This window comes from Mesorhizobium sp. WSM4312, assembly GCF_002294875.1.
Lineage (GTDB): Bacteria > Pseudomonadota > Alphaproteobacteria > Rhizobiales > Rhizobiaceae > Mesorhizobium.
Map to the genome: position 1 here is coordinate 87,556 of NZ_NSFU01000010.1, position 18,334 is coordinate 105,889.

At 59.7% G+C, this 18,334-nt stretch carries 20 protein-coding genes and 1 tRNA gene; 9 read left to right on the forward strand and 12 right to left on the reverse strand.

The genetic code is table 11. The annotated features are described in order from the left end of the window. Nucleotides 1-261: 261 nt before the first annotated feature. The 7 genes from CK228_RS18140 to CK228_RS18170 all read right to left on the reverse strand — a co-directional run bounded on the left by CK228_RS18140 (nt 262) and on the right by CK228_RS18170 (nt 7,792). Nucleotides 262-1,080, reverse strand: coding sequence for an MBL fold metallo-hydrolase (locus tag CK228_RS18140; RefSeq protein ID WP_095788734.1), 819 nt, complete (start codon nt 1,078-1,080; stop codon nt 262-264). Between the two features lie 3 nt (nt 1,081-1,083). Further along, nucleotides 1,084-1,878, reverse strand: coding sequence for a TatD family hydrolase (locus CK228_RS18145; protein WP_095774461.1), 795 nt, complete (start codon nt 1,876-1,878; stop codon nt 1,084-1,086). Next, nucleotides 1,878-3,431, reverse strand: a complete 1,554-nt coding sequence (gene metG, locus CK228_RS18150) for a methionine--tRNA ligase (RefSeq protein WP_095788735.1) — start codon at nt 3,429-3,431, stop codon at nt 1,878-1,880. The genes CK228_RS18145 and metG overlap by 1 nt, the downstream gene beginning before the upstream one ends. Before the next feature lie 84 nt (nt 3,432-3,515). Next, nucleotides 3,516-4,571: a DNA polymerase III subunit delta' gene (locus CK228_RS18155; protein WP_095788736.1), complete on the reverse strand. Its 1,056-nt coding sequence runs from the start codon at nt 4,569-4,571 to the stop codon at nt 3,516-3,518. After that, a complete protein-coding gene (gene tmk, locus CK228_RS18160; protein ID WP_095788737.1) occupies nt 4,568-5,242 on the reverse strand; it encodes a dTMP kinase in 675 nt (224 codons plus the stop codon). The genes CK228_RS18155 and tmk overlap by 4 nt, the downstream gene beginning before the upstream one ends. A gap of 76 nt (nt 5,243-5,318) precedes the next feature. Beyond that, complete coding sequence (locus CK228_RS18165) at nt 5,319-6,485, reverse strand: D-alanyl-D-alanine carboxypeptidase family protein (RefSeq protein ID WP_095788738.1); 1,167 nt, start codon at nt 6,483-6,485, stop codon at nt 5,319-5,321. Between the two features lie 83 nt (nt 6,486-6,568). Further along, nucleotides 6,569-7,792 carry a septal ring lytic transglycosylase RlpA family protein gene (locus tag CK228_RS18170; protein WP_095788739.1) on the reverse strand — a complete coding sequence of 408 codons (1,224 nt, stop codon included), beginning with the start codon at nt 7,790-7,792 and terminating at the stop codon, nt 6,569-6,571. Nucleotides 7,793-8,067: 275 nt separating this feature from the next. On the opposite strand from CK228_RS18170, the gene CK228_RS18175 reads away from it, so the two are divergent. Beyond that, nucleotides 8,068-8,157 (forward strand) — tRNA-Ser (locus CK228_RS18175). 348 nt (nt 8,158-8,505) lie between these two features. After that, nucleotides 8,506-9,030: a hypothetical protein gene (locus tag CK228_RS34755; protein WP_143750602.1), complete on the forward strand. Its 525-nt coding sequence runs from the start codon at nt 8,506-8,508 to the stop codon at nt 9,028-9,030. A gap of 56 nt (nt 9,031-9,086) precedes the next feature. Here the strand turns inward: CK228_RS34755 and CK228_RS18185 are convergent, their stop codons facing one another. Next, nucleotides 9,087-10,628, reverse strand: a complete 1,542-nt coding sequence (locus tag CK228_RS18185; protein ID WP_095788741.1) for a hypothetical protein — start codon at nt 10,626-10,628, stop codon at nt 9,087-9,089. 288 nt (nt 10,629-10,916) lie between these two features. Further along, a complete protein-coding gene (locus CK228_RS18190) occupies nt 10,917-11,729 on the reverse strand; it encodes a hypothetical protein (protein WP_095788742.1) in 813 nt (270 codons plus the stop codon). 108 nt (nt 11,730-11,837) lie between these two features. On the opposite strand from CK228_RS18190, the gene CK228_RS18195 reads away from it, so the two are divergent. Next, nucleotides 11,838-12,545, forward strand: a complete 708-nt coding sequence (locus CK228_RS18195; RefSeq protein WP_095788743.1) for a DUF4145 domain-containing protein — start codon at nt 11,838-11,840, stop codon at nt 12,543-12,545. Between the two features lie 185 nt (nt 12,546-12,730). On the opposite strand, the gene CK228_RS18200 is transcribed toward CK228_RS18195, so the two are convergent. Then, the gene (locus tag CK228_RS18200) at nt 12,731-13,060 is read right to left on the reverse strand and encodes an Arm DNA-binding domain-containing protein (protein ID WP_095788744.1); all 330 of its coding nucleotides are present in this window, start codon (nt 13,058-13,060) and stop codon (nt 12,731-12,733) included. A 401-nt stretch (nt 13,061-13,461) separates the two neighbouring features. Between CK228_RS18200 and CK228_RS18205 the strand changes: the two genes are divergently transcribed. After that, the gene (locus CK228_RS18205; protein WP_095788745.1) at nt 13,462-13,704 is read left to right on the forward strand and encodes a hypothetical protein; all 243 of its coding nucleotides are present in this window, start codon (nt 13,462-13,464) and stop codon (nt 13,702-13,704) included. A gap of 131 nt (nt 13,705-13,835) precedes the next feature. Here the strand turns inward: CK228_RS18205 and CK228_RS18210 are convergent, their stop codons facing one another. Then, nucleotides 13,836-14,120 carry a hypothetical protein gene (locus CK228_RS18210; protein ID WP_143750603.1) on the reverse strand — a complete coding sequence of 95 codons (285 nt, stop codon included), beginning with the start codon at nt 14,118-14,120 and terminating at the stop codon, nt 13,836-13,838. Between the two features lie 270 nt (nt 14,121-14,390). Between CK228_RS18210 and CK228_RS35340 the strand changes: the two genes are divergently transcribed. Further along, complete coding sequence (locus CK228_RS35340; RefSeq protein ID WP_179295961.1) at nt 14,391-14,549, forward strand: hypothetical protein; 159 nt, start codon at nt 14,391-14,393, stop codon at nt 14,547-14,549. A gap of 312 nt (nt 14,550-14,861) precedes the next feature. Here CK228_RS35340 and CK228_RS18220 read toward each other — a convergent pair whose 3' ends face one another. Beyond that, complete coding sequence (locus tag CK228_RS18220) at nt 14,862-15,080, reverse strand: hypothetical protein (protein ID WP_245438058.1); 219 nt, start codon at nt 15,078-15,080, stop codon at nt 14,862-14,864. A 350-nt stretch (nt 15,081-15,430) separates the two neighbouring features. On the opposite strand from CK228_RS18220, the gene CK228_RS18225 reads away from it, so the two are divergent. The 4 genes from CK228_RS18225 (at nt 15,431) to CK228_RS18240 (ending at nt 18,269) form a co-directional block, all read left to right on the forward strand. Further along, on the forward strand, nt 15,431-16,228 hold the full coding sequence (locus CK228_RS18225; protein WP_095788747.1) for a sterol desaturase family protein: 798 nt from the start codon (nt 15,431-15,433) through the stop codon (nt 16,226-16,228). A gap of 143 nt (nt 16,229-16,371) precedes the next feature. Next, entirely contained in the window at nt 16,372-17,178 is an 807-nt protein-coding gene (locus tag CK228_RS18230; RefSeq protein WP_095774452.1) for an alpha/beta hydrolase, read from the forward strand. A 67-nt stretch (nt 17,179-17,245) separates the two neighbouring features. Further along, nucleotides 17,246-17,917: a DUF2161 domain-containing phosphodiesterase gene (locus tag CK228_RS18235; RefSeq protein WP_095788748.1), complete on the forward strand. Its 672-nt coding sequence runs from the start codon at nt 17,246-17,248 to the stop codon at nt 17,915-17,917. Between the two features lie 88 nt (nt 17,918-18,005). Beyond that, a complete protein-coding gene (locus CK228_RS18240) occupies nt 18,006-18,269 on the forward strand; it encodes a TfoX/Sxy family protein (RefSeq protein ID WP_210202897.1) in 264 nt (87 codons plus the stop codon). Nucleotides 18,270-18,334 lie beyond the last annotated feature (65 nt).

Here is an 18,334-nt window from a genome sequence, read left to right on the forward strand (position 1 = left end):
GATGTCCGAAAGTCGCATAAGATAGATTATGGAACTTATCTGTTGGCCAGCATCTGGAAATTGCCGTTGATTTTCATGGATTTGGCTCGATCGGGGCGTGTTGCCTTGAGCTAACGGCCGACGCTGCGCGAATGATGATAGCAAAGCGTGGAGATCGAACTGGCCGATTGAAGTGTTCGTGCATGACGGGCTATGAACGGATGTGAACGCTGCTGATGTTCGCCCCAAAACGCAGAGCACCTTCATCAGAGCCCGTTCGTATCAAGCTGATTCAAAGGGAATTTCGATCACCATGCCGTCATAGGCCGGGGTGACGTTGGCCGGCAGTTCGCCCTTGACCGTGGCATAGTCGAGCGGCACGTGCATGTGGGTCAGCACGGCCTTCCTCGGTGTCAGCTTTTCGATCCAGCCGAGCGCCTGGCCCAGCGACAGATGGCTGGGATGGGGGTTGTACTGCAACGCGTCGATGACCAGCATCTCCAGGCCGCGCAGCCGCTCGGCGGTGGCGTCGGGAAAGTCGCTGATATCAGGGCAATAGGCCAGCCCTCCAATGCGGAAGCCGAGCGAGATGATGTCGCCATGAATCTGCGGCAGCGGTTCGAGGGCGAGGGCACCGCCCTCGCCTTCGATCATGACAGGCATTGCGTGGTCGATGATATGCGCCCGCACGATCGGCGGATAAGAACTGCCCGGCGGCGTCTCGAAGCAATAGCCGAACGCCTGCCGCAGGCGCAGCATCGTCGGCTGGTCGGCATAGATGTCGATCAGGTGGCGCTGCTCGAGCACATAGCCGCGCAGATCGTCGATGCCGTGAATATGGTCGGCATGTGGGTGGGTGTAGACGACCGCGTCGATGCGTTTGACCGACGCAAGCAGCATCTGCTCGCGGAAATCCGGCCCGGTGTCGATGACCACGGTGGTACGGCCGCCATCGGCCGCAATCCGTTCGACCAGCGCTGCCGTGCGCATGCGCCGGTTCCTCGGATTGGTCGCATCGCAATTGCCCCAGTCGCCGGTGATGCGCGGCGTACCTGGCGACGAGCCGCAGCCCAGAATGGTGAGGCGCAGCCGGTCAGCCATCGCTCAGGCGCTCAGTTCAGCAGGTCGCGGCATCTTGCCGAACAGGCGGAAGAAATTGTTCGTCGTCAGATCGGCGATTTCAGCTTCGCTGACACCAATTGTCTCCGCCAGCACCTTGGCGGTGTGCGCGACATAGGCCGGCTCATTGCGCTTGCCGCGAAACGGGATCGGCGCCAGATAGGGTGCGTCGGTTTCGACGAGCAGGCGGTCATGCGGCACGCCGGCGGCGATGACGCGCAGTTCGGCAGAGTTCTTGAAGGTCAGTATGCCCGAGAACGACACGTAGCCGCCGAGCGAGACGCCCACCTCGGCCAGCCGGCGTCCGGAGGAGAAACAATGCAGGATGAAGGGGAAGGTGCCCTTCCCTGTTTCGTCCTCGAGAATGGCTGCCATGTCGTCATCGGCATCGCGCGAATGGATGACGAGAGGCAGGCCGGTCTCGCGAGCGGCGGCAATGTGATTGCGAAAGCCCTGCGCCTGCGCATCGCGCGGCGCCTTGTCGTAGAAATAATCCAACCCCGCTTCGCCGATTGCCACCACCTTCGGGTGTGCCGACAGGCGGATCAGCTCCGCCGCCGTCACGTCCAACTCTTCCTCCGCATTGTGCGGATGGGTGCCGACCGAGCAATAGACATCGTCGAAAGTCTCCGCGATTTCAAGTATTTGCTGAAACCGCTTCACACGGGTTGAGATCGTTACCATACGGCCAATTCCGGCCGCCTTGGCGCGGGCGACAATGGCCGCCCGCTCCTCAGCGAAATCTGGAAAATCCAGATGGCAGTGGCTGTCGACAAGCATCAGGCGTTCGCGCTCGGCTGTTCGACGTAACGTGGAAACACGCCTTCCGGCACCGGCAAGGCAGTGCCCGGCACCAGCGCATGGTCGGCGTGGACATGCGCGAAATCACGTTTGTCCGCGGGCACCGCCAGCAGGTCGAGCAGCTTCGCTGCCGATCCGGGGATAAAGGGCTGGCACAGCACCGCCACGCGCCGCACCAGTTCGGCGGTCGTCCACAGCACCGTTTCCATGCGTTCCGGATCGGTTTTCTTCAGCGCCCATGGTGCCTGTCCTGCGAAGTATCGATCGGCTTCCGCCACCACATCGAAGATCGCCGCCAGTGCCAAATGAATGCCTTGCCCGGCCATGGCTTTGCGCGCGGTGGCGAGAGCGGTCACCGCCTGATCCAGGATCGCGCTGTCGGCTTCCGTCAAATCGCCGCGCTTCGGCACCACGCCGCCGCAGTTCTTGGCGATCATCGACAGCGACCGCTGCGCCAGATTGCCGAGGCCATTGGCAAGATCGGCGTTGGTGCGGTTGACGATCGCTTCATGGCTGTAGCTGCCATCCTGGCCGAACGGTACCTCGCGCAGGAAGAAGTAGCGCACCTGATCGAGACCGTAATGCTCGATCATGGTGAACGGGTCGATGACGTTGCCGACCGATTTCGACATCTTCTCGCCGCGGTTGAACAGGAAGCCGTGGCCGAAAACCCGCTTCGGCAGCGGGATGCCGGCCGACATCAGGAAGGCTGGCCAGTAAACCGCATGGAAACGCACAATGTCCTTGCCGATGATGTGCGCATCGGCCGGCCACAAGCGCCATTTCTCATCGTTTTCATCGGGATAGCCAACACCGGTGATGTAATTGGTCAATGCGTCGACCCAGACATACATCACGTGCTTGTCGTCGCCCGGCACAGGCACGCCCCAGTCGAAGGTCGTGCGCGAGATCGACAGATCCTTCAGTCCCGATTTGACGAAACTCATCACCTCGTTGCGGCGCTCGGCCGGGCCGATGAAGTCGGGCTGGCTTTCATAAAGCGCGATGAGCTTGTCCTGGTAGGCCGAGAGGCGGAAGAAATAACTCTCTTCCTCGACCCATTCGACCGGCGTTCCCTGCGGTCCGTAGCGGACATTGTCGGGACGGACCTCCGTCTCCTCCTCGCCGTAATAGGCTTCGTCGCGCACCGAGTACCAGCCGGCATAGCCGCCCTTGTAGATGTCGCCATTGGCGTCCATCGCCTTCCAGATCGCCTGCGAGGACGCATAGTGCCGCTCTTCCGTGGTGCGGATGAAATCGTCATTGGAGGCGTTGAGCGCGGTCGCCATGCGCTTGAAATCGGCCGCGTTGCGATCGGCCAGCGCGCGCGCCGAAATGCCTTCGCGCTTCGCCGTCTGCAGCATCTTGATGCCGTGCTCATCGGTACCGGTGAGGAAGAAGACTTGCTTGCCGTCGAGGCGCTGGAAGCGCGCAAGCGCGTCGGTGGCGATCAGCTCGTAGGCATGTCCGATATGCGGCTTGCCGTTTGGATAGGAAATCGCGGTCGTGATGTAGAATGTGTCGCGTGACATGAATGAACCGTCATGAATGTCTGAATGGAAGCCGTGGCGGTGGATATCGCATCGGAATGGCGATTGCCATCCCGGTGGAGGCCGTCACATTCGCATCGCAGAATTCAGGCGGTCGATCATGATCAAGGCGTGCTGCTTTTTGTCGAGATTGTAGGTGTCGGTCTCAGATATAGCGTCCAGCGCCTCATGCCAAGTGTCCGACAGCGTTTTCGCCCTTGCGAGGTCGCCTGCGAGCGCGGCCTGGCTTGCAGCATCCGACAAAAGGTCGAGCGCCCGGCGGTTGAAGATATCGAACTGGATCGCCTGATCGCGGCCGGCGACGGCTTCGGCGAGCCGATAGGCGCCGCCGATGTCGTTTTTTCCCTTCGCAACCAGCGCGTCGAGCGTCGAGGCGATCTCCAACCCGCCATATTGTGTCAAAAGGATCGCGTTGCGGGCGCTTCCACCTGCCCGCTCGACCAGTGCCGCCCGCGCGGCCGGATCGTCCGGCGGCGGCGGTTCGGCTGTTTCCAGCACCGCCATCAACTCGTCGGCGTCGAGCGGTGTCAGGCGTATCACCTGGCAGCGTGAGCGGATCGTCGGCAGCAGGCTGCCCGGCGCATGGACGATGAGAATGAACAGCGTTCGCGCCGGCGGCTCCTCAAGATTCTTCAGCAAGGCATTGGCGGCGTTGGCATTCATGTCGTCGGCCGGATCGACGATGACGACCCGGTAGCTGCCGTCATGCGAGGTCATCGACAGGAAGCGGCTGACCCGGCGGATCTCGTCGACGGTGACGACCGTCTTGAAGCTCTTGGTCTTGTCGTTCATCGGCCGGGTCAGATGCAGCACGCCCGGATGCGCCCCGGTCGCGATCTGGCGAAACAGCGGTGAGGCCGGATCGGGACTGGCAAGGCTTTCCGGCGCCTGCCCGAAGGCCGGGTGCTTCAAGAGATGGTGCGCCAGGTGGAAGGCCAGCGTGGCCTTGCCGATGCCGACCGGTCCGGTGAAGATCAGCGCATGGGGCAGCTTTCCCGATCGATAGGCGGCGGCGAGCATCTCGCCCGCCTGCCTGTGCCCGACCAGACGGGGTGTTTCGGAGGGTTCGGGAACGCCGTCCAGCGTGTCATGCTGTTCCGGCGCGATGCGTTCGAAGATCATACGGGTGCGGCCTGCCTGTTGCGCGCGGGCGCCCTCGCCTCCAGAGCCGCGAAGACGGCCGCGGTGACGACGTCCTCCACCATATTGGGATCGGCGGAGGCATCGACGACGATGCAGCGTTCCGGCTCGGCCGCGGCGATCGCCAGAAAGGCCGCGCGGCGGGCTTGATGAATGGCCAGCGTCTCCTTTTCGAAGCGGTCGGGGTCGGCGTCGCTGCCGCGCCGCAGCGTCGCGCGCCTGAGGCCCTCGGCCGGATCGATATCGAAGATCAGCGTCAAATCGGGCATCATGCCATTGATGGCGACCTGTTCCAGCGTGGCCATGAACGCCGGGTCGATCCCGCCGGTGACGCCCTGGTAGACGCGCGAGGAATCAAGGAAACGGTCGCAAAGCACGATGGAGCCGCGCTCGACCGCCGGCCGGATGACCTGCTCGACATGGTCGGAGCGCGCGGCGGCGAAGAGCAGCGCCTCCATCTTCGGTCCGAATGGCTCGGCGGCACCCGAAAGCAGCACATGCCGGACCGCTTCGGCGCCCGGCGAGCCGCCCGGTTCGCGCGTCAGCAGGACATCATACTTCTTGGCGCGCATCTTTCTCGCCAGCCGCTCGATCTGCGTCGACTTGCCTGCGCCCTCGCCGCCTTCGAAGGTGATGAAAAATCCGCGCGCCAATCGAAAGGGCCTTTGTCCAGGTGGATTGTTGCGCTCTAGATAGTCCGCGTTCGGGAAAACGTCCATGCCGTCGGTGCTATCGCAGCCAGCCGATCGCCAGTTCCTTGACGGCATCGAGCGCGCGCTGCGGCAATGTGCCGACGCCGATCGATTCGGCAGCGAAAAGCGGCGTCTCCTGGCTCAGCGTGTCGCCGATCCAGACGCGCAGCGCCCCCACCGGCTGGCCCTCCTCCACGGGCGCCGCAACCGGCCCGGTGTAGACGATCCTGGCCGTCAGCTTGTCGCGGTTGGTGATCGGCAGGAAGATGTCGATCGGCCCTTTTGCCTTCAACGTCACGCCGGATTTCGCACCGCCGAAAACCTGGGCCTCGCCGACCACCTCGTCCTTGGCGAAGATCTCGGTCTTCTCGAAGGAGCGCGCGCCCCAGTCGAGCAGCTTTCGCGCCTCCTCGGCACGCTCCTTGTCATTGGCCAACCCACTCATCGCCATGATCACCCGCGTGCCGTTGTGAGCGACCGAAGCGACGATGCCGAAGCCGGCCACCTCGCTGGCACCGACGGCCAGACCGTCGGCGCCGATGTCCATGGCCAACAGCGGATTGCGGTTCTTCTGCGAGATCTTGTTCCAGGTGAAATCCTTCAGCCCGTAGTAGCGATAGAAATCCGGATAATCGCGCCACAAATGCAGCGCCAACTGCGCCAGCTCGCGCACCGTCGTCTGCTGGCCGTCGGCCGGCAGGCCGGTCGAATTGACGAAGGTCGATGTCTTGAGCCCGATCTGGCGGGCGCGCTCGGTCATTTGCGCGGCAAAATTGTCCTCGGAGCCGGCCATGCCTTCGGCGATGACAATGCAGCCGTCATTGGCCGCCTGCACCGTCACGCCCTGAATCAGGTCTTCGAGCCGGATCGCGGATTTGAGCTTGGCAAACATCGTCGACGTGCCCGATGGCGCGCCGCCCTTGCGCCAGGCGTTTTCGCTGACCACGAACGTGTCGTCGAGCTTGAGGCGCCCGGACTTGATGGCGTTCAAAACCACCTCCATGGTCATCAGCTTGGCCATCGAGGCCGGCGGGATCGGCTTGTCGGCGTCTTTCGAGAACAGGACCGTGCCGGTGTCGGCATCGATCATGAAGGCTTGTGTGGCCTTGGTCTCGAAAAGCTGCGCTTGGGCTGGTGCGAGGCAAAGCAGCAGTAAGGCCAGTCCCAGAAAGCCGGCAAATGGCGGAAAGGCGCGCAACTGCATGAAATCTCGACCCGTTTGCCGGTTTTGGCACAGCCAAGCTATCAGGGTTTTTTCCGCCGGATCAACCGCGCGGAGAAAATAGATCAGTTGCGCACAGCCAGCGCATCGGGTGCGCCGTGCGACCATGCCGCCTGCAGCAATTCGTCCAGGCCGCCATGGCCGTTCGGATAGAGATTGACCGCGTACCAGTCATTGCCGTCGAGGTCGGAACGCTGGATTTCCGTTCGGCCGAAGGGCTGAAGTGCCGTTGCCACGCGCTTGGCTTCGGTGGCGTCGTCGAACGTGCCGGCGGCGACATAGTCGGCGCTGGACGGTGACGCCTGCGGATTGGACTTTTGCCACGACCGCAGGATATCGGCGGGTGACATGCCGCTATCATCCAGCGCGGCAAAGACGTCGGCGCGCTGCACGCGTTCATCCGCATAGGACAGCGAGGCCACCGCGAACGGCGACTGCGGCGGCAGGCCGATCTCCGGACGCTCCGGCACGATCGGTCCGAAATCGGGCAGCGCCAGATCGCCGAAAGCCGGCGCCTGCGCCGACAAAGACGGTTGCGCGGCCTCGCTTGAATCCGTCAGCTGACCGGGGAACGGCACGGCGGCCGCGCCCACCGGCAGGCTTGGCGACGGTCCGTTCATGGCCACCATGACGCCGGTCGGCAGGCCATCCGACGGATCCGGAATCCTGTTGCCGGGATGGTAGGAGGCCATCAGATACTGGTCGTCATTGCCATCGAGCGGCGCACGACCGACATATTCGACCTTGACCTTCGCCGTGCCGACTTTGTCGTAGTCGAGCATCTGCGCCGCGCGCTCCGAGACGTCGATGATGCGGCCCTCATGATACGGTCCGCGGTCGTTGACGCGCACGATGACCGAACTGCCGGTTTCGAGGTTGGTGACACGGGCGTAACTGGGCAGCGGCATGGTCGGGTGCGCGGCCGTTAGATGCGTCATGTCGTAGACTTCGCCATTGGCGGTCAGCCGGCCATGGAAGGCGTCGCCATACCACGAGGCCAGGCCGACCTTCGCGTAGTGCCGATCTTCCTTGGGATAGTACCACTTGCCGCGCACCTGGTAAGGCTTGCCGAGTTGGTCGCGACCGCCGCCACGCCGCATGAAGCCAGCGCGCGGGCTCGCCTTCACGCCATATTCGGTTTCGGCGAAATATTCCTTGGAGCGATGCTTGGGATTGACCATCCCCTTCGGCTCAGGCTGCGACGCGCAAGCCGCCAGCAGAGCAGCCGACGCAGCAAGCAGCGTAAGCGTGGAAGCGCGACGAAGACGCGGGCGCGTCATAGCCTGCATTGTCCTGAAATCCCCTACAGTCTCAATCAAGACGCCGTCGTATGAACAGCAGAGGAGCCAAAGCACTCGCTCGACAATACCAACGGCACCCTGAACCCCGATCCTTTGTGCGCAGGAATTGTTTATCACGGTATTAATTGATTGTGGCCGGAACCGGGCAAGATTGTGGCGCTGCCCTGCTGCATGGTTCAGTGAAGGAACACGCGCGGCCACGCATGCCGGTTGACAGGCCTTTGCCGGGCACACTAGAGCAGTCGCATGTGACTGATGTCACTGGAGGGATGGCCGAGCGGTTTAAGGCACCGGTCTTGAAAACCGGCGTGGGCGCAAGTTCACCGTGGGTTCGAATCCCACTCCCTCCGCCAAGTCAACCCCTAGAAGGCCCGGAAAGCGTAGGGTTTGGCAACTTTCGGTTAGCCGGTAACTAACCAATCCGCTAACCACAGCGGTTGGCACTGAGTTGATTGCAAAGATATGCACGGCGAGGAACAATTGCGCTGCGCTTCTGCAGGGTTCGTGACGCGTATCTTTGATCCCCATACTTTTTGCGGCTATGCAAAGGGATGTCTAGGAAACCTAATAGTAAGGCCGGTTGGACCCGCCCACGCGAAGAAATTGAGCAAGCGCTGCAAGATCAAATCTCATTCATGCGTGCGTCATCCGCAGCCTATGACGGAGGGCGGCACGCTGAAGCGGTTCGATTGGCAGCGCCAGTGTTCGTTCTGGTGCATGATGGCTCTCAAAAAAGTCTCCTAACGCAGCTCGGCTTGCGCGTCGGGCTTCGGTTCTCCAGTTTTGCGACACCGGTCAGACCCGACAATCTGCTGCCGGAAGAGCCGCTGGCACATATGCACATAGTCGGCGGCGGAAAGAGCAGTTGGGAGCCGGTGCTAGACCAAGGGCCCATGGCTGAAAGGAAACTCCAATTCCACGATTGGTGGGAGAAGGAGATCATTTTCCAGTCTCCCAGAGGCGCATCAATGAACCGGCGCCGTTTGGTTTTTTCCCTAAGAAACCAAGATGGAGGGGGGCACGTTGACCCTCAATTGACCGACGAAGCCTATGTCGAGTTTTCTCGGCATCCGGTCTGGTTCGAGAATATCAAAGAGATGACCGTCATGACAAATCAGGCGGGCAAACCCGGTTGGTCACCTTTGCAACCTTTTCCGCATTTGCCGACCATGCGCCAGATAGCATTCGAACTGGATCGGACGCTTACAAATGCGGGCATCGCTTAAGTGCTGTTCGGCTGGAGGTTTCACAAACTGCCAAGGGAGTTGATTGCACTTGGTCGCTAATTGGTCCTTTCGTCTAGACGATCAAATCCCGGCGACCCATAGATGCGTATTTCGCGCCCTTCGAGCGCTGGTCTTATGTCTGCGATACCTAAAGTTAGGTGGCTTTGATTGATCTGCCGTTCGAAGTCCGCTTGCATTTGCTGCCCCAAACCATCGCCTGTCGAAGCGTAACTCTCTATGATTCGAGGGTCGCCGAGTTCGAAGCGTCTTTGCAGTCCCGTCGCGTCCTCGACAATCACCGGCCTCTCAACAATTGCAAAGAAGGTCACTGAACCAACCGTCACTTGAGCGGCATAGAGCAGCCGTTCCGCACCAACTGGCACCCTCTCGATATCCGTAAACTCAAGAGTGCAAGTTACCCCTTTCACTGCCACAATCTCGCGAAGACGCGCCAGTTCCGGCGCCGCCGCCACCACGTCTTCAATCGACAGCTCTAATTCGTCAGGCGAAAGGGAATGCAGGAACGCTAGAAGCAGATAGAGCTGATGCCAGCGACCATCCTCAGCCTTTCGCGCTCGGCCTCCGTAAACACGCCTGCCCCCCACCCATATTTGGATATCAGTGTCAGTGGTTGTGAACAGGGACAATAGTCTGACGTGCGTTACCAGCGCGATCAAACTTCGGCGTTCGTGGATGGAGATTTTGCTGTTAAATGTAACGCCGTTGTCGCTTGTGGACCACACCAAGTCCATGTACTCTGATGTAAAGCGTGCATAACCTCTAGGAAACGATGTAAACGCCGCTTTGCCAGGCATCACGATTGGGTTGTCTTCGTTCTTTGCCCTTACCTTAATCCGGCAATTGTACCACGTTGACGGAGATGCTGTGAGTGTTGCAGTTCCGGCCAAGAGCTGACCGCGCGGGTCCGGCAAACCAAACCGGTGCGGAACCATCTCAAAATCTTGTATTTGCACTGTGCCAATACCTAAGAAAGCCTTGGCAACTGCATCCGACTTTTCGGATTGGAAGCTGAATTTGACTGATGCTTGGCCATTCTCGTAGCCGACGGACTCGTATACGCTGGTTTTCTGTCCATGGTAATCATCGATTGTCGCAATTGTCTCCTCCATCCATTGAAGCAAATCGTCTGTGTGATCGTCGCTATCATCGAATGAAATTGTCAGCGCCTTTTTGTGAAGTTTCTCTGCAGCCAAATCGGCCTTGCGTATTGCTTTCAAACTTTCCGTGATCAAATCGATCCAAAAGTGCTTCGCATAAATTCGAGTTTCGCCGGATGGAAGTCGATGGAAAAGCACGATGAACCAAGGATGGCTTTGTTGCGCCATTCGACGAGCGTTCGACAACGTGATTGACGTGCTGACGGTACGGCCAGTCGTTGATTTGATTTGCGAATACGCTGAAACGCCTGGAGGCTGCGCGCCCGCAGGGCTGAAGTCTGGATCGGGAGGAAACTCAACGAGGTAGTCCCAACCGGTCTCGTCCTCGCTGACCTTTTGCGGATGCACGCCGGCATTCGCGCAAATGGTGGCGAACCCATACTCGCTGGCTCTAGCCACGCGCGGCTTTCTTTCCATCATCTCCTCTCCTGTTGGACGCAAGTCGGAGAACCCCTCCCCCCGGGAATTGGTGAATTCTAAAGCGCTTTCAAAGCGACTAACCAAATCCACTAACCGTTCGGCGCGAATTCCCGTTTCGCATCGGTTTGAATGTTTGCTGCTATCGTCAAAGCGCGAGTGATCTGCATGTACTTTTCCACGGCGCTCGCAAGTTCCTCCGGAGATTTCGCGCAGGCTTTTCGAGCCTCAATCGTCGCCAGATTGCGCCGCTTTCTTGCATCTCCGTCAAGCTCTTCCCACGGTGTTCCGTCATGGGAGGTTGCGTCTATCGGCGGACGGCGGAGCTTCTGGCGGGTCGGGATGGTATTCTTGCCATATAGCGACGCCGACCGTAGCAAGGGTCAGAATCACGATGAGGGCCTGGAGCCATAGGTTGCCCCGGTGGCGACGTTCTTCCTCCTCGTAGCCGCTGAGCGTCGTGAGACCTTGATCGCTCAGAGAATAATATATTTCGTGGTCCTCCGTCTGGAGGTCCTTTGAGTGTACCAGGGACCTCAGCACCAATTCGTAATAGGTGCTGGTCTCCTCCTCTTCGGGATGGCCGAAGAACCTCATGGAGAAAAGATCGGCCATGAGGGAAACCGAGCTGACCCTGTAGCTACCCCTCTTGACTGTCTGATTAAGAAAGAACCGTAGAACCTCCAACCGCCCCGAACGAATGAGGGGTTTCCGGTTGAACTCATCCTGTGCGAGCTTATCCCACCAACGGCGACGAAGCGGGTAGAACGTGAAGACACCCCAAAAGAAGGCAAACAAGTTGCCATATGTGGTCATGGGTGCGCCGAGGTAGTGATGGACAAATGAAAGGGAGAATTCTTTCAGCTCTTCGTTCGTGAGCTTCTTGGGCTGTCCGTTCCCACCGTCCTCGTCGAACCACAATCCGGACACGCCATCGGTGTCCACGTCCCGGACGATGAACCGCTTCCGGCCGTCCTTTTCGTGAAGGTAGTTCACGAAGAAGTTGCCGCGAGCCGGGTCGTCGTCAAACGGGTCATTGCTGACGGGCGGTTTCAGCCGAAGTGCCAGATAAAGTGCGGCTCGTTTGATGTAAGGTCTTGGCATTGAACACCCTCCATCCATGATATCCGCCGCGCAATCCGTCTTGACTATGCGCGACCCCGGGAGCAATGGAGCGCATTGAGAGAGGAAACGCCTACTAGAGAACCTGAGATGGCGTCCAACCGTGATATATGGCCTGAGTTTTTTGACAAGAACTCGATTCCTGCCTTGCCCTGTCCATCCTGCCGGCCCGGCCGGCTAGAGCTGGACAAGGACAGCTTCAAGGTGACGCGATTAAATCGCGCGCATATTCATCATCTCAAATACGGCTTTACGCCTGAGCAGGACGAGGGCCGCTTTACCTGTACGCTGGTGTGCAGTAACCGTCGCTGCCGTGAGGTAGTTGTGGTGATGGGCGACGCGTTTGCGGAGCTGTTCGAGGAAGAGCCACTTACTTCCCTTCGGCCTTACAGTATGTACCCCGGCCCGCCTCTCATGGACATTCCTGCAAGCGTTCCTCCTCCTGCTGCGGGAGCTATGAATCAGGCCTTCACGGCATTTTGGGGCGATCGAGGATCGGCTGCCAACAGGCTCCGCATAAGCGTCGAGCGTATCATGGATGCGGAAGGTATCGATCCCAAGAAGAAGCTTCATGAGCGGATTGACGACTTCGGCCAAGCGCATCCCGAACTGATGGATACGCTCGACGCCCTTCGGCACGTCGGAAACCTTGGTAGCCATGATGGTGATGTAAGCAGGGACGCGCTGCTGGACGCTTTTGAGGTTTACCAAGAGTGGCTGCGAAACTATTATGGCAAATACCCGGAGCACATCAAGAACCTAGTGTCGAAGCTGAACATCACAAGAGGTGCTTACTAGACTTAGACTTAGTCACCGAGCTCTCTATATCCGGAAAACCTGCAAGATTGGCTGGCTCGCCAGACGCAACCTGACGCAGATTGTTGCAACGGGTTTTCTGGCGGCCCAGGCACAAGGCGAGTGTTCACACCGCCCGGCGTTTCGATGACCGGCACGTAACCCCGCTCTGGACGACATTTTTACCCCTAGTCTTCCCCTGCCCGCGCCTGTTGCACTTGCGGCACCTTCGAATCGTTGAATTTGTTGCGGTTTGTCGTCGGTGCCGCTACGTCGGCCTCTGTTCGGGTATTTGCTGCTTCTAGCTCTTTCAGCTTGCGATCTGTGATCGGGTCGGAATGCGGTTCGAGCGTCATCACGCGGCGCTTGGCGTTGACGGTGTAGCGGATGACCCATGACGCCGTTCCGTTCTTGGCGAGCGCGAAGCACAAGCCGTTGCCATGCGACCAGAGATTGGGTTGGCCCGCCTTAATGCGGTTGCGGAGTTCGCGGTTAAGAGTGTCGATTTTGGTTGCCATTGCGGAGTGACCCTTTGGTTAGTTGGCCGTTGCCGTGCTAACCAATAGGAGCCGTCCGACAGATCAGTTGAATAGGCACGATAAGCAAAATCTAGCGATATCAATAGGTTGGCTACTAGCGACTAATCACGACTAGGCCAACTTACGGTCACTCCCTCCGCCAGTTATTTCGGCATCACCTTGAATAATCTGCAAGATTTTGAGGGTACCGCGATATTTCCTAATTCAATTCCTAACTTCCCCTGAAGATGAAGCCCGCCAGGGAAATCGTGGCGGGCTTTGGGAAGTGAGGCGATCGAAGCGAAACAATGACGTGCCTTCGGTGGGCCGATTCTACGATTGACGGTGATCTTACGTAACGTTAACCTATTATTAGCTTTTGCTAAAAGAGGGGCATTCTAATGAAAACCGCTATTCTTTGCGCGGCAATTGTGCTTGCCGCGTCGAGCGCCGCCATGGCGCACGACAAGAAGGCAAAGGTCGTTGCCGACGCGTGTGCCGGCCTTTCGATCAAGGCTGCAGTTGCCGCGAAATTGGACTGTGCGGCAACCGGTACGGCCATTTCACCACAGGCCGATTCAAGTAGTCCTAAGCCGCACCTTGGGTACGATACCAACCCTTGGACTCCCTCATTCGGACTCTAGGCGCTCCATAAAGCGGAAGGCCCGCAACTGTTAGGCAGCGGGCTACTGTGGGTCTGCATCGGCCACTCCCGTGCCGCGTAGGCGGATATGACTTCCTCCCGGCTCATCGTGTGGCCTCAGCCACCTCCTCGCTATCGACTGGCTTCCGTGTGCGGCGCAAAGAAGCAGCGGATGGTCATATTCGGGGAAGACGTGCAGATGTGATATTGGTTGTCTTCGCTCTCTAGGACGCGGTTCTTGGGGATGAAGTATCGACTCTTGGACCCCGTGCGGATATTGAAATCGCCGCCCGGTAGCGGCTCGACATAGCGCGAGCTAATGACCCTACAATCCTTCTTGTCGTCGCAGCATTCATATCCGGTGACCGGATCGTGGTAGCCGGTATACCAGTTGTGAGCGACAACGAGTGCGATCAAAAAGAGCCTCATGTGTCAGAAAATCTTGCGCCTCCAGTCGAATATTAGCAAGTTCTTGGCGTGTAGATCAGGCCGACAGCGCGGCCCGCAGAAACGCTCGCTGGCCGGACTACTAGCGGCACAGCGGCCAAAGGCTCCGTCCTACACCGGCGAAGCATCCCTCCCACCGCCGAAGCCTCTGCCACGCTCTGTTGCTTGCCGAGGAACAGTTCCACCCCTCGCGAGTTTCTAATGCAGGCGGACGCGCAACGATTTAAAGGCGGCCATTGCATGCAACAGATCGACGACACCAAAAAGCCGGTTGAGTTCGATGAACGGGAGCGGCAAAGCCTCATCCGCATTAAGGAAACTCAGGAACTCATCGAGCGGAACCGTAGGCTTATAGAGCGGTCTCGTGAAATCCTTTCGAGGGCTAATAAACGGGCTTGAGAGAGCCAGCGCCTAGATGCTTTACGCGCCCAGGTTTTTCCTGTGGTTGCAATCGTGGCAGCCCGCGCGGCCGCTGGCCAACGTTCGGCATGACCTTAGTTGGTCGGCACGCGTCAAATGGCGCCTGCATCACGTTGGCGGGGGTGATGCGGGCCGAGCCAAGACCGCACGGATCCAGGCGCTGATCCGCGAACTGGTCGGGCGTTCGATCCAGCCGTTGGGGCGACACCATAATGTCGGTTTGCCGGGTGGCCTATCCGCGGCGATGAGCGCGTGCGGCGACGACAGGCCCTTGCAATGCCAGGCGATTGCTCAATCCGACGGCTGGGTACGCTCCGCTATGGCGAATGCCTGCAGGTTCTTGGCCTTGCCGATGTCCTGATCCGCATTTGCGATGATCGAAAAGAAGGCCGCTCTGGCGATGTCCTTCTTCGAGGCCTTGGGGTGCGCTTTCTGGGCTGCCTTGACAAGCTGTTTGGGAGACATGTCGGGCGTGACGATCCTCATGAGGGTGTCGCCGATCGCGCTCATTTCACTTGCGTCCATGACGGGGTGTCCTGTGCTGACCGAAGACCACGATAGCAAGGATAACTCGCGACTGCCAAGATGGTAGCTGAAATAGAAAACCCCACCGGCAGGGAACCGGAGGGGTTAGTCCTGGGAGGACGCACGGCACGCGCTGCGTTCGTCGACCGCGCCTTGTCTTCATATCGCCCGGTTGCGACACCGATGTGACACTCTGGTCAGCTGCTCAATTCCATGCTCGGCCATGCGCAGGGCTCGGACGCCGGCATCAAGCCTTTGGAAAGGAGAAATGTGGTTCTGTTCGGAAGCTGAGGCGCGTGCGGGTGCTGGCCAGGCTAGGCAATAGAGGCGAGCGAATGGATATATTTGGCATCAGGGGGCTGTTGATCTGCGCGCTGATCTTCATTCCGTTCGAACATCTGTTCCACGAACGGCCCCAGAAGGTCCTGCGCAAGGGCCTGGGTGTCGATCTGATCTATGTGCTGTTCAATGGCCCCATCGTAAAATCGGTCATCATTCTGATCGCGGCCAACACACTCGAAGCCGCCGCGATCCTCGTTCCGCAATCAATCACGCAGACCGTTGTCGGCCAGCCCGTCTGGCTGCAGGTTCCCGAAATCATCGTGATCACCGATATCGGCGTCTACTGGGCACACCGGGCTTTCCACACGATCCCGGCGCTTTGGAAATTCCATGCGGTGCACCACGGCATTGAGGAACTGGATTGGCTCGGCGCTTTCCACTCCCACCCGGTCGACGCCATCCTCACAAAGGCATTGTCGCTGACACCGATCTTTTTCCTCGGCTTCTCCGAAGCCTCGATCGCCATCTTTTCGGTCATCTACTTCTGGCACACGCTGCTCGTTCATTCGAACGTGCGGATTCCGTTCGGGCCTTTGAAGTGGCTGATCGCCAGCCCGCAGTTCCATCGCTGGCACCATGCCAACCAGCGCGAGGCCTATGACAAGAACTTCGCCGGGCAATTACCTGTCCTCGACATGGTGTTCGGCACCTACAATGCCACTGGCGACAAGGTGCCGGAAAAATACGGCGTCGATGATCCGATCCCCTCCAGCTATTTCGGGCAGGTCAGCTATCCGCTCCTGCCGGACGAGAAGCGATCGAACCGTCCAGTGCCGAGCACCGAAGCCTGACGGCTGACACCGACACGCAGGTCTTTCGCCGCTCGAAACCGGCGGTGTCGCCAGGTGGCAGCAGACGTTGCGTCGCGGGTTGGCTTTGGCTGATACCGGCAATAATTGTGGGTCCTGCGCGTTCGCCTCGAGGCATTCCCGGCATGGACCATCACGATGACGATCTCAGGAAATTCGAAGCGCATGGCGCGACGCCCCTGCCGGCCGCAAGGGACGAAGGCCGGGTGGCACATGATGGCGCCGAAATCTGGTACGCCACGTTTGGCGCCGGCCTCCCCGTGATCCTGCTGCATGGCGGCCTCGGTCACAGCGGCAATTGGGGATTTCAGGTCCCCGCGCTGGTCAAGGCCGGCTATCGGGTCGTGGTGATCGACAGCCGTGGCCATGGGCGCAGCAGCCGCGACGAGCGGCCATACAAATATGAACTGATGGCTTCCGATGTCCTGGCCGTGATGGACAGGCTGCACTTGAAAAAGGCGGCTATGGTGGGTTGGAGCGATGGCGCCTGCGTTGCCCTGATCCTCGGCATGAAAGCCGCCGACCGCATCACCGGCGTGTTCTTCTTCGGCTGCAACATGGATCCGAGCGGCACCAGGGAATTCGAGCCCAGTCCGGTCATCGATCGCTGTTTCAGCCGGCATGCCAGGGACTATGCCGAATTGTCGGCGACCCCGGACCAGTTCGACGCATTCGTCGAAGCCGTCGGCCTGATGATGAAGTCCGAACCCAATTACACCGCCGCCGACCTGGCGCGGACGCGCGTGCCCGTGGCGATCGTTCAAAGCGAGCATGACGAGTTCATCAGACACGAGCACGCGAGCTATCTGGCCCGCAGCATCCCGGCATCGCAATTGATAATCCTGCCCGACGTCAGCCATTTCGCACCGCTGCAACTGCCCGGGCAGTTCAACAGCGTGCTGCTGGCCTTCCTCGAAAAAATGCATTCTTGAGAGCTCGGTGCGCAGCGCGCGCCGATGCGGGAAGGCTTTTTTTGTCGAATCGGCTAAGCCTTGCGGCATGAACGAGACCTCACTCTATGCGCCGGTGAAGCGGTTCCTCGAAAGCCTCGACTTCGTCGTGAAGGGCGAGATCGGCGGGTGCGACATCGTCGCGCTGCGCGACGGTGAGCCGCCAATCGTCGTCATCTGCGAGTTGAAGCTGCAATTCAATCTGGAATTGGTGCTGCAGGGCGTCGACCGTGCGGCCGCTTGCGACGAAGTCTGGCTGGCGGCGCGCATGTCGGCGCGCGGCAAGGGACGTGAAAGCGACGCCCGGTTCCGCAACCTCTGCCGCCGGCTTGGCTTCGGCGTGCTTGGCGTGACAGCCAACGACAAGGTCGAGGTGCTTGTCAGTCCCGCCGCGCCGGAGCCGCGCAGGAATGCACGGCGGCGCTCACGCCTTGTCGACGAGCACCAGCGCCGCCGCGGCGATCCTGTCGCCGGTGGAGGATCGCGCAATCCGATCATGACCGCCTATCGCCAGAGTGCCCTCACCTGTGCGGCCGCGATGGCGGACGGACCCAAACGACCACGCGATCTGAAGGTCTTGACGCCGATCGCGCCGAAAATCCTGCAGCACAATGTCTATGGCTGGTTCGCGCGCGTCGATCGCGGCGTCTACGACCTCACCGACGCCGGCCGCGCCTCGTTGATCCGTTGGCCGCAGGCCTCGGACAGTTCGGCGGGATGACCGTGAACGTGCTCTAGCCGTCATCCAGTTCGCGCAGGATTTGCCGATCGAACGGACGTTCCGATCAACTTTCTGACAGGGAGGCATGATGACGGTACGCATTCAGGGCATGCGAAATCTTGGACCGGCGACGGCGCGGATGTTGGCGGAAATCGACATTATCGACGATGAGGATTTGCGCCATCTTGGCTCGGTCGAAGCCTATCGTCGCCTAAAGTTTCGATTTGGCCGACATGTGACGATCCTCGCGCTCTATGCGATGGAAGCTGCATTATCCGATTGCGATTGGCGGGATCTCAAACCGGACACAAAGGCGTTTCTCCGACAACAGGTTGGCGCGGCCAAGTCTTAGAGGACGGCGCTCCAAACGTTCACCAGGAATTCGGTCCGACGACGAAACACGACACGGGATTTTGA

What these genes read in the sequence shown, in the direction of transcription:
- CK228_RS18140 (WP_095788734.1), bottom strand. Translation starts at nt 1,080, where the DNA reads ATGGCTGACCGGCTGCGCCTCACCATTCTGGGCTGCGGCTCGTCGCCA.
- CK228_RS18145 (WP_095774461.1), bottom strand. Translation starts at nt 1,878, where the DNA reads ATGCTTGTCGACAGCCACTGCCATCTGGATTTTCCAGATTTCGCTGAG.
- metG (WP_095788735.1), bottom strand. Translation starts at nt 3,431, where the DNA reads ATGTCACGCGACACATTCTACATCACGACCGCGATTTCCTATCCAAAC.
- CK228_RS18155 (WP_095788736.1), bottom strand. Translation starts at nt 4,571, where the DNA reads ATGATCTTCGAACGCATCGCGCCGGAACAGCATGACACGCTGGACGGC.
- CK228_RS18165 (WP_095788738.1), bottom strand. Translation starts at nt 6,485, where the DNA reads ATGCAGTTGCGCGCCTTTCCGCCATTTGCCGGCTTTCTGGGACTGGCC.
- CK228_RS18170 (WP_095788739.1), bottom strand. Translation starts at nt 7,792, where the DNA reads ATGCAGGCTATGACGCGCCCGCGTCTTCGTCGCGCTTCCACGCTTACG.
- CK228_RS18185 (WP_095788741.1), bottom strand. Translation starts at nt 10,628, where the DNA reads ATGATGGAAAGAAAGCCGCGCGTGGCTAGAGCCAGCGAGTATGGGTTC.
- CK228_RS18190 (WP_095788742.1), bottom strand. Translation starts at nt 11,729, where the DNA reads ATGCCAAGACCTTACATCAAACGAGCCGCACTTTATCTGGCACTTCGG.
- CK228_RS18195 (WP_095788743.1), top strand. Translation starts at nt 11,838, where the DNA reads ATGGCGTCCAACCGTGATATATGGCCTGAGTTTTTTGACAAGAACTCG.
- CK228_RS18200 (WP_095788744.1), bottom strand. Translation starts at nt 13,060, where the DNA reads ATGGCAACCAAAATCGACACTCTTAACCGCGAACTCCGCAACCGCATT.
- CK228_RS18205 (WP_095788745.1), top strand. Translation starts at nt 13,462, where the DNA reads ATGAAAACCGCTATTCTTTGCGCGGCAATTGTGCTTGCCGCGTCGAGC.
- CK228_RS35340 (WP_179295961.1), top strand. Translation starts at nt 14,391, where the DNA reads ATGCAACAGATCGACGACACCAAAAAGCCGGTTGAGTTCGATGAACGG.
- CK228_RS18220 (WP_245438058.1), bottom strand. Translation starts at nt 15,080, where the DNA reads ATGAGCGCGATCGGCGACACCCTCATGAGGATCGTCACGCCCGACATG.
- CK228_RS18225 (WP_095788747.1), top strand. Translation starts at nt 15,431, where the DNA reads ATGGATATATTTGGCATCAGGGGGCTGTTGATCTGCGCGCTGATCTTC.
- CK228_RS18230 (WP_095774452.1), top strand. Translation starts at nt 16,372, where the DNA reads ATGGACCATCACGATGACGATCTCAGGAAATTCGAAGCGCATGGCGCG.
- CK228_RS18235 (WP_095788748.1), top strand. Translation starts at nt 17,246, where the DNA reads ATGAACGAGACCTCACTCTATGCGCCGGTGAAGCGGTTCCTCGAAAGC.
- CK228_RS18240 (WP_210202897.1), top strand. Translation starts at nt 18,006, where the DNA reads ATGACGGTACGCATTCAGGGCATGCGAAATCTTGGACCGGCGACGGCG.